The sequence below is a fragment of the Rhodococcus huquni genome (assembly GCF_055231055.1).
The window spans coordinates 166,185-179,661 of sequence record NZ_JBUYWE010000007.1 but is presented as its reverse complement, the minus strand read 5'-3'; the positions used below and the strand labels follow the sequence as shown (position 1 = coordinate 179,661).

Below are 13,477 nucleotides of genomic sequence, written 5' to 3'. Positions count from 1 at the left end.
GTGCAGGTCGTGAACGTGTGTCTGCGGTTTCTCGTTTCTTTCCGAGGGGAGGTCCTCGCGAATGTGGGCTGTTTGCGCATGGACGTCCGACTGTGTCGAATTGGTGCTCTTGTTCGAACGAAGTGCTGTCGAAATGTCGAATCGAGAGTTGGTGTTCGTGGTTCAAAAGCAAATGACCGGTTACAGTTGCGATGTGCAACAGGTACTGGCCGAAAGTGAATCGACGCGCCGTTCGGGCGTCGGTGCCGTGCACGACGAATTGGTGCGCCTGCTGCGTCAGTTGGTAGTAGAGGATCGGCCCACCGAAGGTGCGCCGACATTTGCACAACATTCGCTACTCACTTTCGTTGCACGGAACCCGGGCTGTCGGGCGACCGAGATCTCCGACGCGTTCGGTGTCCACCGCTCGACGGTCTCGCGCCAATTGCGTGTGTGTACCGAGGAGGGCTGGGTACACGCCCAGTCGGGCCCGCTGCGTGCCGGTCATCCGCTGACCCTCACCGCAGCCGGATCCCGTGTGCTCGATTCGGCAACCGACCAGCGTGTGGGGCAGGTGGCCGAGAGGCTCGGATCGTGGTCCGAGATCGAGATCGATTCGTTTGCACACCAACTTCGCCGATTTCGTCAGAGTGCCGATCGGCCGACCGACGACGCAGGTTCGACACAGTGACGGAGAGGACAGTCGTGCGCGAGTACACGAGCCCGGAGACATTTACCGTTGCGGACCACGAGAACGCCGTTCTCACGGTGTTCGCCCAGGCCGAGAGCAATCCGGATCGAGTCGTCTATTCACGACCCGAGAAGAACGGCTGGGTCGACGTGAATGCCAAGGACTTCGCCGCCCTCGTCATGGGCGTCGCGAAGGGATTCATCGCGAACGGTGTGGAGCCGGGCGACCGCATCGCATTGCTGTCGTCGACCCGTTTCGAATGGTCGCTTCTGGACTACGCGATCTGGGCGGCGGGAGCGGCATCGGTTCCGATCTACGACTCGTCGTCCAAGGACCAGATTCGCTGGATCATCGAGGACTCGGGCGCCGTCGCAGCCGTGGTGGAGACGCCCGAGAATGCCGAGAACTTCGTCGGTGACGCAGCGCCGTACACGTTGAAGCGAACGCTCACCATCGACCAGGACGCCGTCGGCACCCTCATAAAGGAGGGGCTGTCCGTCGACGATTCCGAGGTGTTCAAGCGGATCGTCGCGCTCACCGCATCCGATCTCGCATCGCTGGTCTACACGTCCGGAACCACGGGACGTCCCAAGGGTTGTGTACTGACCCATCGAAACTTTCTCTCCGAGGTGCGGGCACTCGTCGCAGCGCCGATCGGTGACGTTGCTCGACCCGGCAACCGGGTGCTGACGTTCCTTCCGCTCGCGCACGTACTCGCGCGCGCCGTATCGCTCGCCATGTTCGAAGCCGGCGCGACACAGGCACATTGGTCCGACTTCGGAACTGTCGACGAGCAGTTTCAGCGGTTCTCGCCCAACACCATTCTCGGTGTGCCGCGCGTCTTCGAGAAGGTCCGTGACGGCGCGGCCAAGCAAGCCGCCCATGGCGGTTCGCTGAAGAAGAAGATCTTCGACTTCGCCGAATCGACGGCTGTCGCCTACAGCGAGGCTCAGGATCAGGGCGGGCCGTCGGTGATACTGAAGGCCAAGCATGCTCTCGCCGACAAACTGGTGTATTCGAAGCTCAGGGCCGCCCTCGGCGGAGATTGCTGGTGGGCGATCTCCGGTGGTGGTGCGCTCGTGCCGAGCCTCGGCCACTTCTTCCGCGGTATGGGTGTTCCGGTGTACGAGGGTTATGGACTCACGGAATCGACTGCTGCGCATACGGTGAACGTCCCAGGCGAGCAGAAGATCGGCACCGTCGGCAAACCGCTGGGCGGAAACAGCGTCCGGGTCGCCGAAGACGGCGAACTCGAACTGCGTGGGCCGGTCGTCTTCGACGGCTACTGGCGAAACGAGAAGGCGACTGCGGAATCTCTGAACGAGGGGTGGTTCCGCACCGGCGATCTCGGTGACATCGACGACGAGGGATACGTCTCGATCACCGGGCGCAAGAAGGATCTTCTCGTGACCGCCGGAGGGAAGAACATTTCACCCGGACCGCTCGAGGACCGCATTCGCTCGCATTCCATCGTGTCGCAAGCGGTGGTGGTGGGCGACGGGCGTCCGTTCGTCGGAGTGCTTCTCACTCTCGACGACGCGGAGTTCGACAAGTGGAAGTCGGCGCACGGCAAGAGTTCCGACGCAACGCCCGCGGACCTACGGGAAGACGAGCAATTGCGGGCCGAACTTCAGCAGGCAGTCGACGACGGGAACTCGCAGGTGTCACACACCGAGTCGATCAAGAAGTTCGTTCTGCTCGACCGCGATCTCACCGAGGCGGACGGCGAACTGACGGCGACGCTGAAGGTGAAGCGCAACGTGGTCACCGAGCACTTCGCCGACGAGATCGAAAGCCTGTATTCGAAGGCCGAGTCCTCGGTCGGCCGGTAGCGACCTACCGGTCAAGCAGTGATCTCACGCAGATAGGCGAGGTCGTCGGCCATCCCCTCGGCTGGGGTTTCGAGGATCACCGGCGTTTCGGCTGTCCGTACGACCTCCGCCAGTACGTCGGCGTCGATGGTGCCTTCGGCGATGTTCGCGTGCCGGTCGCGTGCGGAGTCGAACTCGTCCCGAGAATTGTTCAGGTGCACCAGGTCGATTCGGCCGGTGATCGCCTTGATGCGTTCGACCACACCCACGAGGTCCTCGCCTGCGGCCCACGCATGGCAGGTGTCGAGGCAGAAACCGGCACCGAGGTCACCCACTGCGTCCCACAAGCGGCCGATGTCGTCGAAGTAGCGGGCCATCGCGGCATCGCCACCCGCCGTGTTCTCGATGAGGATGGGCACCGGGAACCCGCCCTTGTCGGCCTGGCGAGTGAAGAGCTTGCGCCAGTTGGAGATTCCTTCGGCCGGATCTTCACCCTGGCGTACGTGCCCGCCGTGGACCACCAGTCCGATGGCACCGAGGTCCGCAGCAGCCTGGGCTTGCTCGGACACCGCCTTCCTGGAGGGCATGCGGAGTCGGTTGTTCAGGCTCGCCACATTGATGACGTACGAGGAATGCACGACCACGTCGATCGGGCTCGCGAGGATCTGGTCGGTACGGGGATGCGGATCGGGTTTGTTCCACTTCTGCGGATCGGTGACGAACAACTGGACGATGTCGGCGCCCAGTTCCTCGCCCTGCCCGATCGGGTCGTCGTCCTGGCGTACGTGTGCCCCTATGCGCATGTGATTCAGGGTAGGTGGTGCAGTCACGGCGGGAAGGACTTCGTGACCTTCGGGACACAGTGGGTGCAGACAGCGGCGCACGTCCGAATTTTCTGGAACAGTGGAAGAGGAGAAAATCTCAGGAGGCCCGATGTCGGACACACCGCGACGACCGTCCGATTTCGAGACGGTCGAGGAGCGTCGCGCGCGCGTATCCGCGCAGGTGCGGTCCTGGTGTGAGAGTTCCCGCATCGACGGCCGCCACGAACAGCTCTCGGACGACGCGGCCGTTCTACTGGCGAGCGGCTACCTCGACGCACCCACCCGCGACATCATCGGCGCACGTCGGCAGGCAGGTCGACAGATCCCCTCGGTAGGCGGCTTCGGGGCGCTTCGCGCGATTTCGGACGAGTACGGCGAGGTGGCACGCAAGATCGATGCCATGAAGCCGGGGCCCGCCCAGCTGGTGTTCAAGTACCGGGCGGCCGAGCTGGCGAAGAAGCTGCGAAGTATGCGCGGCGTCGTGGTGCATTCGAACAGTCACTTTGCGTCGGGCGTCCGGCAGATCCGTCGTGATCGTCGTCAGGGCGTGCACCTCGACCCGCAGCAGCGTGAAGCGTTGTTCGCGGCGTTGCAGCGAACCCCCGCTCCCGGCGGTGGAAGCTGGCTCTCCGATGCCGGGAACCTGGTGCGGAACACGGCTGCGGATCGGTTGGCGGACCTCTCGGGGCCGGGTGCGGTTGCCGGTCTGGGTCGACGAGTGGCGGGAGCGATCGGCCGCGCGACCGACCCCGAGCACGACGAGTTCGCAGACCCGTACGACACACTGCTTTTTCTTGCGGGCATGCTCTTCGACCGCATCGACGGCTCGGCGACCTGGCATTCCGAACATTTCGCGATTCAGCGACACCAACTCGACCTGGCCCAGGAACTCACCCAGATCGCTCTGGATGCCATCGCGTTGCGAGGTATTACTGCGGAACTGGCGGATGCGGCTCGCGGCGCGCACGGCGGCGCGGCACGAGAGCAGGTTCGTTCGAGGCAACAGGCGCTGCGCCCTGTGTGGGACCAACTCGTCGACCGGGTCGCAGCGTTGGCCCGGATCGGTGATCTGGTGAGTCAGGCAGAGGTGCAACTGCGTTCCATGACTGCAGTGCGGCGCACCATGAGTCTCGACAGTCGTATCGACGACCTGATCGCGCGGTCGGGCAACCGAGAACTCTCGGCAGAGAACACACATTTCGTCGGTGACCAGTTCAGTGGTGTCGACGAGTTGCTCGGCACTTATCAGAGTGCGTTGTACGGCGACATCGCAGCGTTGACGGCGTGGTCGGACGCAGGCGGACGCGACAGGTGAGAGTTCACCGGTAGTCAGCCGCGCGCTCCCGGTAGTGACCGAGCAAGTGCAGGGACGAGCAGACGGTTCGGGGTGAACTTTCCCAGCATCGCCGCAGCCCAGTTCGCGAAGCCCGGGATGACGACGGCTTTGCCGTCGTCGAGCCCGTCGATCCCGGCCTCCGCCACGAATGCCGGGCTCTTCCACAGAAAACGGGGGAGTGCCGCCTCGGCATCCTCCTTCGAAAATCCGCCTCGTTCTCCGAACCCGGTGTCCACCGGGCCGGGGCACAACACCGTCGCGCTCACGTTCGTGCCGATGAGTTCGCCGCGCAGACTTTCCGTGAACGACAGCACGAATGCCTTGGACGCTCCGTAGCCGGCCTGGCCAGGTACCGGCTGAAATGCTCCTACGGACGCGACGTTGAGGACCGCCCCACTCTTCCTGGCCACCATGCCGGAGAGAAATCTGCTGCAGAGGTCGGCTACCGCTACGACGTCGACCTCGATCATGTTCATCTCCTCGTCGGGGTCCGAGTCCGAGATCGACCCCAGGGTCGACAAACCCGCGCTGTTGATCAGCACATCGGGGACGCGTCCGGTCGAGGTCACGCGATCGAGCAGACCCGCGCGGGCATCGCGATCGGAAAGGTCGGTCGCCAGCGGTTCGGCCGCCCCTCCCGCAGCCGCTACTTCCGCGGCAAGTTCGGTCAGAACGTCGAGGCGCCGGGCAACGAGTGTGACGTGATGCCCGCGGGCTGCGAGATTCAGCGCGATTTCGCGGCCGATTCCGGAGGATGCGCCGGTCACGACTGCCGTGCTGTGCGATGACGGGGTGGGCAGAGTCATGGCATCAATCTACGGAAGTACGAGAAGCGGGCCGTCGCGGAATTACTTCGATGTCCTACTATTTTCCTATGACTACTCCTGAAAAGATCGTCGTCGTCGACGGTGCCCGTACCCCCATCGGCAGCTTCGGCGGCGCCCTCAAGGACGTGCCGGCGCACGAACTCGGTGCGACAGCCACCAAGGCGGCTCTTCAACGCGCCAACGTGGCCGCGGAGGACATCGACGAGGTCGTGATGGGCTGTATCGGCCAGGTCGGTCCGGACGCCTACAACGCCCGCCGGGTCGCCCTCGCGGCCGGACTGCCCGAGAGCACTCCCGCGTTCACCGTGAACCGTCTGTGCGGCAGCGGGTTGCAGGCAGTCTGGAGCGCAGCCCAGCAGATGCGCTGGGGCGGCGCCGACATCACGGTTGCCGGCGGCGACGAGTCGATGTCCCGGATGCCGTTCTACGACTTCTCGGCCCGCGGCGGCTTCAAGCTCGGTGACCGCAAACTGGTCGACGGCACGGTTGCGATGCTCACCGACCCGTTCAGCAACGCCCACATGGGACGCACCGCCGAGGCCGTCGCGCGCAAGTACGACGTGACCCGTGAGCAGCAGGACGAGTTTGCAGTCGAGTCGCAGCGCCGCGCCGCGTCAGCAGCCGCACAGGCCGCGTTCGCCGAGGAAATCACGGCAGTCGAGACGGGTGGACGCAGGTCGGTGACGGTGGACAAGGACGAGCACCTCAAGCCGGACACCACGACCGAGACGCTCGCCAAGCTGCGCCCCGCCTTCGAAGAGGGCGGCTCGGTCACCGCGGGCAATGCCTCCGGCATCAACGACGGCGCCGCCTCTCTCGTTCTCGCCCGCGAATCCGTGGCGCAGGACAAGGGGCTGAGCGGACTCGTGAGCCTGGAAGCCGTCGCGACGGCTGCGATGGATCCGGGTCTGATGGGATACGCACCGGTCCTGGCCCTGCGGAACCTGTTCGAACAGACCGGGACCACGCCGGGCGACATCGACGTCGTCGAACTCAACGAGGCGTTCGCTTCGCAGGCCATCGCCGTGATTCGTGACGCGCAGCTCGATCCGGAGAAGACCAACCCGTACGGCGGCGCCATCGCACTCGGACACCCCGTCGGCGCAACCGGCGCGATCCTGAGCCTGCGCGTCGCGAAGGATCTGGTTCGTCGCGATCTCGAACTCGGCATCGTCACCATGTGCATCGGCGGCGGACAGGCGCTCGCAGCCCTGTTCCGGAGGATCTGACATGGCGGGATCCGGTACGGCCAAGTCGAAGCACGTCCCGTCGTGGCACGACGACGAGGTTCGGGCGCTGTCCGAGCTCGCCAGCGGATTCTTCGAACGTGAACTGATCGCCAAACGTGAGCAGTGGGACGAGCAGCATTGCGTCGACCGGTCCGTGTGGCGGGCAGCAGGCGAGCTGGGAATTCTGTGCTGCTCCATCCCCGAGGAATACGGGGGAGGTGGCGGCACTTTCGCGCACGACCTCGCCGTGTTCGAGGCGCAGTCGTATGCGGGTGACTACGCGCTGGGCAACTCGGTGCACAGCGGCATCGTGGCTCACTACGTTCTCGAGTACGGATCCGAGGAGCAGAAGAAGGCGTGGCTGCCGCTGATGGCGACGGGAGAGGTCGTCGGAGCCATCGGCATGACGGAGCCCGGCGCCGGTTCGGATCTCAAAGCGATCAAGACGTCCGCCATCCGCGACGGCGACGAGTACGTGGTGAACGGTTCGAAGACCTTCATCACCAACGGATCGTCCGCCGACATGATCGTGTTGGTCGTCAAGACCGATCCGAAGGCGGGCGCCAAGGGCGTCTCGTTGCTGATCGTCGATCTGCGGGACTGTGCCGGGTTCGAGGTCGGGCGGGTTCTCGACAAGGTGGGCCAGCAGGGCGCCGATACGTCGGAACTGTCGTTCACCGACGTGCGCGTGCCGGTCTCCAACTTGTTGGGTGAGTCCGAGGGGCTCGGGTTCGGGCAGCTGATCGCCCAGCTCGTGCAGGAACGGCTCATCATCGGCGTGCAGGCCGTCGCCGCGATGGAACGTGCCGTCGCCGAGACCGTGGCGTACACCAAGGAACGGCAGGCATTCGGCCACAGCCTGTTCGAGTTCCAGAACACCGCGTTCGAGTTGGCGGAATGCCAGACGATCGCCCGTACGTCGCGGATCTACAGCGACCACTGCATCGAAACTCACCTCGAGGGTGAACTCGATCCGGCCGACGCCGCGATGGTGAAGTACTGGCTCACCGAGAAGCAGTGCGAAGTGATCGACCGTTGCGTGCAGTTGTACGGCGGTTACGGCTATATGCGCGAATACCTGATTGCGCGGATGTACGAGGACGCTCGCGTCCAGAAGATCTACGCGGGTGCCAACGAAGTCATGAAGGGCATCATCGCGAAGTCCCTCTGACCCACTCCCACCCCCGACGAATGTCACACACGTTCAGCTCACGCGAACGGGTGTGACATTCGTCGGTAGTGGGGGAGGTTGACCGCGGGTATATGCTTGCCGATAGGCAACTAAATCGGGAGGCATATGCAGCACGTGTTCGCCGACGACGACGTCAGTCGCATGAGAGTCGCGCTCGGGCGCATTGCCCGCCACGTCGACCGACACTCCGCGGAGGAGGGGCTGACCCGAACACAGTTCTCGATTCTGTCGACGGTTGCGCGCCGCGGCCCGCTGGGTGTGCGCGAATTGGCGGAGATCGAGGGCGTCAACCCGACGATGCTCTCGCGGATGCTCGGCAAACTCGAGACAGCAGGTCTGATCGTTCGTACCGCCGATCCCGACGACAAGCGCGCAGTGAACGCGGCGGTGACCGACTCGGGCGGGAAACTGTTCCTGAGGCTGCGAGCGCAGCGCACTGCACTGTTCGCCGATCGATTGAGCCGACTCCCCGAAGGTCACGCCGAGACCCTGCTGGATGCGCTGGGTGCACTCGAAGCCCTGTCGGAGGAGATGGCGCAGCGGCCCGGTGACCCACAATGACGATGGCTGCAACTCTTCGCGGGCAGACCTTCGCGGCGCTGGTCGTACCCAACTTTCGTCGCTACATCAGTGGCCAGGCCGTATCGCTCATCGGCACCTGGATGCAGACGATCGCGCAGTCGTGGCTCGTGCTGCAGTTGACGGGTTCGGGAACGGCTGTGGGTACTGTCGTCGCGTTGCAGACGGTGCCGATCCTGCTGCTCGGCCCGTACGGCGGCGTGATCGCGGACCGAGTCGACAAGCGGCGCTTGATGATCGGACTCCAGATGATGATGGGTCTTCTTGCTCTCGTCCTCGGGACACTCACGATCACCGGGGCGGTCGAACTCTGGCACGTCTACGTGCTCGCCGTTCTGCTCGGTCTCAACAATTGCTTCGAACAACCCGCTCGCCAGTCCTTCCTGCTCGAGATGGTGGGTGCGGACAACTTGCGTAATGCGGTGAGTCTGCAGTCGGTGCTGGCCAGTGCGGCCCGCACCGTCGGTCCGGCTGTCGCCGGAATCGTCATCGCGGCAGGCGGTCTGGGGTTCTGCTTCATGCTGAATGCAGCCAGTTTCGTAGCCGTCGTGGTGTCGCTTGTTCGTCTGGACGTGTCCGCGCTGCGGCCTTCCCCGCCCACCGGACGCGCGAAGGGACAGCTGCGCGAAGGACTCGCGTATGTCCGGCGTAGCCCCAGCCTCGCGGTGCCGCTCATGATGATGGCGCTCGTCGGCTGCCTGACGTTCGAGTTTCAGGTGGTCCTACCGGTGGTCGCCGAGAAGGTGTTCGACGGCGGCGCGGCGGCGTACGGCTTTCTCACCGCTGCAATGGGTGTGGGTGCCGTTCTCGGTGGTCTCGCCGTGGCGACCTGGGGGAGGACGGGGGTTCGGCCGATGGTCTTCACGGCACTCGTATTCGGGATCCTCATGGCCGTTGCCGCAGTCGCTCCCTCCCTCGGCGTATTGATCGGCGTCATGATCTTCGTAGGTGCACTCAGTACCGCGTTCACGGCGACGACGAACAGTTCGTTGCAGCTCGAGGCGGCGCCCAACATGCGTGGTCGCGTGATGGCGTTGTTCTCGGTCGCGTTCATGGGATCCACGGCCATCGGTGGGCCGGTTGCGGGATGGGTCAGTGAGGAATGGGGCGGGCGCGCAGGTCTGGCGCTCGGCGCCGCCGCCTGTCTGGTCGCGGCCGTGATGGGACTCTTCATTCTGGGCCGAGACCGTCGGGCCGCCTCTTCCCATAGCCTGGATGAATGGCGCATCCACAGTTCCTGAACTCGGCCAAGGCCTTCGTCGTCGACGCGCTCCGTGGAGCGGTCGCCGGCACCGACGATCTCGAGTGGCACTCGGAGCCGGGTTACCTGACCAGGCGCAATCCGCTCCCCGGCGGCCAGGTCGCGCTGTTGTCCGGTGGCGGGTCGGGGCACGAACCGCTGCACGCAGGCTTCATCGGTCAGGGGATGCTGACCGGTGCGTGCCCTGGGCTGATCTTCACTTCCCCCAACGCTTTGCAGGTGCGCGCCGCGACGCGGGCCGTGAACGCGGGGGCCGGCGTCGTGCACATCGTGAAGAACTACACCGGCGACATCCTCAACTTCACGATCGCCGAGAGGATGGTGGCCGAGGACGGCATCATCGTCGAACAGGTGCTCGTCGACGACGATGTTGCATCCGAGAGTGCGGATGGTCCCGGCCGTCGTGGCACTGCGGCGACCGTCGCCGTCGAGAAGATCTGCGGGGCTGCTGCCGAGAGAGGCGACGATCTGGCTACCGTCGCCGAACTCGGACGGCGAACCGCCCGCAACGCACGCAGCATGGCGGTGGCGCTCCGGGCGTGCACGTTGCCCGGTGCGGACGAACCTTCCTTCGACCTTCCCGACGGGGAGATCGAACTCGGTATCGGTATCCATGGTGAGCGTGGCACCGAGCGGGTCCCGGCGATGCCCGCGTCGGAGTTGGTTCGCCGGTTGATCGATCCTGTGGCGGAGTCACTGGGTATCGAGACCGGTGACCAGTTGATCGTGATCGTCAACGGCCTGGGCGCCACACACCCGTTGTCGCTGAATCTGTTGTTCGCCGAGGCGGCGCAGTATCTGACCGACAAGGGGATTCGCGTCGAACGCAGTCTTGTCGGGAGCTTCGTGACGGCACTCGACATGGACGGAGCCTCCATCACTCTGGTGCGAACCGACGCGGACATGCTGGAACTGTGGGACGCCCCGACCGCCGCGCCGGGGTGGCCCAATGCGCCTGCCCAGGCGTTCGAAAGTGTGCCCGAGAGGATCGAGTTCTCCGCTCCGATCGCGGCGGAAGAGAGTTCCGAGTCCGCACCCGACACCGAAGATGCCCTGGGGCGAGCGGGAGTGGGCCGGTGGCTCGGCGCCTGGGTGGAGAAGGTGCTGTCCGAGGAGCCGCACCTCACCGATCTGGATCGTCGTGCCGGTGACGGCGACTTCGGTACCAACATGGCTGCGGCCCTCGAGCACGTCGACGTCCGCAAGGTCCGCGAGGGGTTCGCGTTTCCCACGGTCTTCGAGACGGTGTCCGATGCGTATCTGGGGCATGCGGGCGGCACTTCGGGTGCCCTGTTCGGTATCTGGTTCCGGCAGTTCTATCTGTCGGCGACCGAGAATCCGGACGGACTGGGGCTGTCTGCCCTGTCCAGCGCGGCTCGCGCCGGTATGGACGCGATCACCGAGGTGGGCGGCGCACGGCCGGGTGACAAGACGATGATCGACGCGATCGCGCCGGCGGTCGACGTGTTGGAAGCCGCCGACCGGCCGCTCGCGGAGGTCCTGCAACAGGCTGCAGAGGCCGCCGCCGCGGGAGCCGAGTCCACCGGCGAGATCATCGCCCGACGTGGTCGCGCCAGCTACGTGGGCGAAGCGTCTCGGGGTGTCGTGGATCCGGGAGCGCTCGTGCTGTCGTGGTTCTTCGCCGAAGCGGCCCAGGCTGCATCGCACGGCCGACCATGAGGTGACCGAATCCTGAGCATTCGACCCCGTATGGTGGGACGACAGGTCGAGTTGTGCCGCTGAACCCGTCGCCACTGCTCCACATCAGCGCTCGGGGCGCCACGACACGAACGGAAACGATGGAAGACACGGCGAGCAGAGGCATCCACGCGTTCATCGCAGACGTCGTTCAGCGAGGTGGAAAGGCCAAACGCCTCACTCATTCGCGTCGAAATCCGGTCCAGGTATGGAACGAAGCCGGCGACAGTTGCGTGGTACGGGTGCGTTCCAAACTGGCCGGCGATTGGCAGGCGCGCAAGCAGGACGAATCGCTCGAAGACGACGACACGGGCTCGCACTACTGGGTGTTCGTCGACCTTGCGGCGTCGCCGGAGGAGTTCTTCGTCATTCCATCCGCAGACGTGGCCGACGACATCCGCGCGGAGGTCGATCTGTGGATGATGGACACCCCCGGTCGCACGCGTACCGGTCACCACGCGATCGGGCTGGCCCGCGTTGCGCATGGGCGTGACCGGTGGGATCTGCTCGGCCTCACCGGTGCGAAAGACCCGAGCCGCTACGCGAATGTGGATGCCGACCGCGCTGCGGCGCACCACGACGACAAACGGTCGGGGGCCGGGCGGAAGGTGTCGAAGCCGGCGCCGGTCGTGGACGAGGTCGTCGACCCAAGGCTGCAGGTGGTTGCCGACTGCGAGGGTTACCGCCTGGTTGCCATGTTCGATCCAAGGTCGTACGGACTCGAGATCATGCGGGGCCCAATGGAGGGCCGCCGATTCCCCGATCCCACTACCGCCGCCAGCGCGGTGGCCAGTCACATCAGCGGTGACGCGGAAGACCGCGACGGATGGGTGTTCTGGGAAATCGACACGCCAGCACGCCTTCCGCTGGGCAAACATGTGGCGTGACGACCTGACCACATAGGGTTCGGTCATGGCTACCGTCTGGACAGTTCCGCTCGACATTCTTCCCCGCTGGCTCGACTCTGCCGAGGTTCAGGCTTTTCTCGCGTCCGACGACCAGCAGGATGCGTCGGCGGATCCGAAGGTACGCCACGCGCAGTTCGCGGCTGTCACGAAGTCGTTGCAGCGCCACGTCGGAGAGACGTACATCTCGGTGCAGGCGGCGTCCACTGCGCTGTTCGACGGAATCGGTGACGGTCTCGGGGTGCCGGTCGGTCTGAAGCTTGCAGCGCTGCGGCTGGTGGTGACTCCGGTCCATCAGACGCGTCCTTCGCCTCAGCCGTTGCCCGACACCGTGACTGCGGAATTGGGCCGGTACGTGTACGCGCTCCTCGATCCGCGGAGCAGGCGCCCGTTCCACGTCGGGGCGGGAACCGGCAACCGAGTGTTCGGTCATGTGTGGGCTGCGCTGGAGGAGAACGAGAAGCGGCAGTTTCTCGACGATCCGGAAGCCGACTCCGCAGAGGTGCGTGAGGCGGTGATCGCCCGCATTCGCGATATCTACGACTCCGGCCACGAGGTGGAGCATTACATTCTCGCTCACAACGTGGAGAACTCCGCAGACGCGGCGGAGTCTGCCACCGGTCGGGTCGACGCGCTGATCGCGGGCCTCGGCCTGTTCGAGAGTGGTGATCATCCGGTCTTGACCAACCTCGTGGGCGCCGACGACAAGAAGGCGGCCCGGATCGAGGATCTGGCACTGCAGTACTCGGCGGAGCGCGTTCCGACCCTCCCGACCCCGTGTCTGCTGCTCGAAGTGAAGCAGGCGGGTGTCCGCGGTGTCGGCCCCGAGGAGATCTACGCTGCGGCGCGCGGAGCTTGGCCGGCCGGCGCAGCGGTGCGCGGCACCGAGAACCTTCCCGTGATCGTGTTCGCGGACAACATCGTTCGCGCCGTATATCGGACTCGTTCGTGGGAGATCGCTTCTCGCACGGCCGACGCGTCACTGTGGAGGTTCGCCGGCGACGTCGATTCCGAGCTCGAGGCGCAGTTCGTGAACAAGCGTGTCACTCCGGACCGAGTGGGCCTGAAACGCTGGCCGTCCCACGGGTGGGCGCCGCACGTCACCCACGCCCGCCCGGGTCGCTGACGGGTTTGTTGCGTTGATT

Annotated in this window: 12 protein-coding genes; 10 read left to right on the top strand and 2 right to left on the bottom strand. The window is 65.1% G+C overall.

Annotation, left to right across the window (positions count from 1 at the left end; translation table 11 throughout):
* Window positions 1-193 precede the first annotated feature (193 nt).
* Window positions 194-670, top strand: a complete 477-nt coding sequence (locus ACZI8R_RS14855) for a MarR family winged helix-turn-helix transcriptional regulator (protein WP_463380402.1) — start codon at window positions 194-196, stop codon at window positions 668-670.
* A 14-nt stretch (window positions 671-684) separates the two neighbouring features.
* Complete coding sequence (locus ACZI8R_RS14850; RefSeq protein WP_463380456.1) at window positions 685-2,502, top strand: AMP-dependent synthetase/ligase; 1,818 nt, start codon at window positions 685-687, stop codon at window positions 2,500-2,502.
* Between the two features lie 11 nt (window positions 2,503-2,513).
* Here ACZI8R_RS14850 and ACZI8R_RS14845 read toward each other — a convergent pair whose 3' ends face one another.
* A complete protein-coding gene (locus ACZI8R_RS14845) occupies window positions 2,514-3,284 on the bottom strand; it encodes a deoxyribonuclease IV (RefSeq protein ID WP_463380401.1) in 771 nt (256 codons plus the stop codon).
* A 130-nt stretch (window positions 3,285-3,414) separates the two neighbouring features.
* Between ACZI8R_RS14845 and ACZI8R_RS14840 the strand changes: the two genes are divergently transcribed.
* On the top strand, window positions 3,415-4,620 hold the full coding sequence (locus tag ACZI8R_RS14840) for a hypothetical protein (RefSeq protein WP_463380400.1): 1,206 nt from the start codon (window positions 3,415-3,417) through the stop codon (window positions 4,618-4,620).
* Window positions 4,621-4,634: 14 nt separating this feature from the next.
* Here ACZI8R_RS14840 and ACZI8R_RS14835 read toward each other — a convergent pair whose 3' ends face one another.
* Complete coding sequence (locus ACZI8R_RS14835) at window positions 4,635-5,447, bottom strand: SDR family NAD(P)-dependent oxidoreductase (protein WP_463380399.1); 813 nt, start codon at window positions 5,445-5,447, stop codon at window positions 4,635-4,637.
* A gap of 68 nt (window positions 5,448-5,515) precedes the next feature.
* On the opposite strand from ACZI8R_RS14835, the gene ACZI8R_RS14830 reads away from it, so the two are divergent.
* The 7 genes from ACZI8R_RS14830 (at window position 5,516) to ACZI8R_RS14800 (ending at window position 13,458) form a co-directional block, all read left to right on the top strand.
* Window positions 5,516-6,697 carry a thiolase family protein gene (locus ACZI8R_RS14830; protein WP_463380398.1) on the top strand — a complete coding sequence of 394 codons (1,182 nt, stop codon included), beginning with the start codon at window positions 5,516-5,518 and terminating at the stop codon, window positions 6,695-6,697.
* Window position 6,698: 1 nt separating this feature from the next.
* Entirely contained in the window at window positions 6,699-7,868 is a 1,170-nt protein-coding gene (locus ACZI8R_RS14825) for an acyl-CoA dehydrogenase family protein (RefSeq protein ID WP_463380397.1), read from the top strand.
* 126 nt (window positions 7,869-7,994) lie between these two features.
* Window positions 7,995-8,450: a MarR family winged helix-turn-helix transcriptional regulator gene (locus ACZI8R_RS14820; RefSeq protein ID WP_463380396.1), complete on the top strand. Its 456-nt coding sequence runs from the start codon at window positions 7,995-7,997 to the stop codon at window positions 8,448-8,450.
* Window positions 8,447-9,709: an MFS transporter gene (locus ACZI8R_RS14815; protein ID WP_463380395.1), complete on the top strand. Its 1,263-nt coding sequence runs from the start codon at window positions 8,447-8,449 to the stop codon at window positions 9,707-9,709. The genes ACZI8R_RS14820 and ACZI8R_RS14815 overlap by 4 nt, the downstream gene beginning before the upstream one ends.
* Window positions 9,688-11,409: a dihydroxyacetone kinase family protein gene (locus tag ACZI8R_RS14810; protein ID WP_463380394.1), complete on the top strand. Its 1,722-nt coding sequence runs from the start codon at window positions 9,688-9,690 to the stop codon at window positions 11,407-11,409. Before ACZI8R_RS14815 ends, ACZI8R_RS14810 begins: the two co-directional genes overlap by 22 nt.
* A 119-nt stretch (window positions 11,410-11,528) precedes the next feature.
* Window positions 11,529-12,314, top strand: coding sequence for a hypothetical protein (locus tag ACZI8R_RS14805; protein WP_463380455.1), 786 nt, complete (start codon window positions 11,529-11,531; stop codon window positions 12,312-12,314).
* A 25-nt stretch (window positions 12,315-12,339) separates the two neighbouring features.
* The gene (locus ACZI8R_RS14800) at window positions 12,340-13,458 is read left to right on the top strand and encodes a GIY-YIG nuclease family protein (protein ID WP_463380393.1); all 1,119 of its coding nucleotides are present in this window, start codon (window positions 12,340-12,342) and stop codon (window positions 13,456-13,458) included.
* Window positions 13,459-13,477: the final 19 nt, after the last annotated feature.

Coding starts and splice junctions, on each gene's coding strand:
- ACZI8R_RS14845 (WP_463380401.1), bottom strand. CDS start 3,284: ATGCGCATAGGGGCACACGTACGCCAGGACGACGACCCGATCGGGCAG.
- ACZI8R_RS14840 (WP_463380400.1), top strand. CDS start 3,415: ATGTCGGACACACCGCGACGACCGTCCGATTTCGAGACGGTCGAGGAG.
- ACZI8R_RS14835 (WP_463380399.1), bottom strand. CDS start 5,447: ATGACTCTGCCCACCCCGTCATCGCACAGCACGGCAGTCGTGACCGGC.
- ACZI8R_RS14830 (WP_463380398.1), top strand. CDS start 5,516: ATGACTACTCCTGAAAAGATCGTCGTCGTCGACGGTGCCCGTACCCCC.
- ACZI8R_RS14825 (WP_463380397.1), top strand. CDS start 6,699: ATGGCGGGATCCGGTACGGCCAAGTCGAAGCACGTCCCGTCGTGGCAC.
- ACZI8R_RS14820 (WP_463380396.1), top strand. CDS start 7,995: ATGCAGCACGTGTTCGCCGACGACGACGTCAGTCGCATGAGAGTCGCG.
- ACZI8R_RS14815 (WP_463380395.1), top strand. CDS start 8,447: ATGACGATGGCTGCAACTCTTCGCGGGCAGACCTTCGCGGCGCTGGTC.
- ACZI8R_RS14810 (WP_463380394.1), top strand. CDS start 9,688: ATGGCGCATCCACAGTTCCTGAACTCGGCCAAGGCCTTCGTCGTCGAC.
- ACZI8R_RS14805 (WP_463380455.1), top strand. CDS start 11,529: ATGGAAGACACGGCGAGCAGAGGCATCCACGCGTTCATCGCAGACGTC.
- ACZI8R_RS14800 (WP_463380393.1), top strand. CDS start 12,340: ATGGCTACCGTCTGGACAGTTCCGCTCGACATTCTTCCCCGCTGGCTC.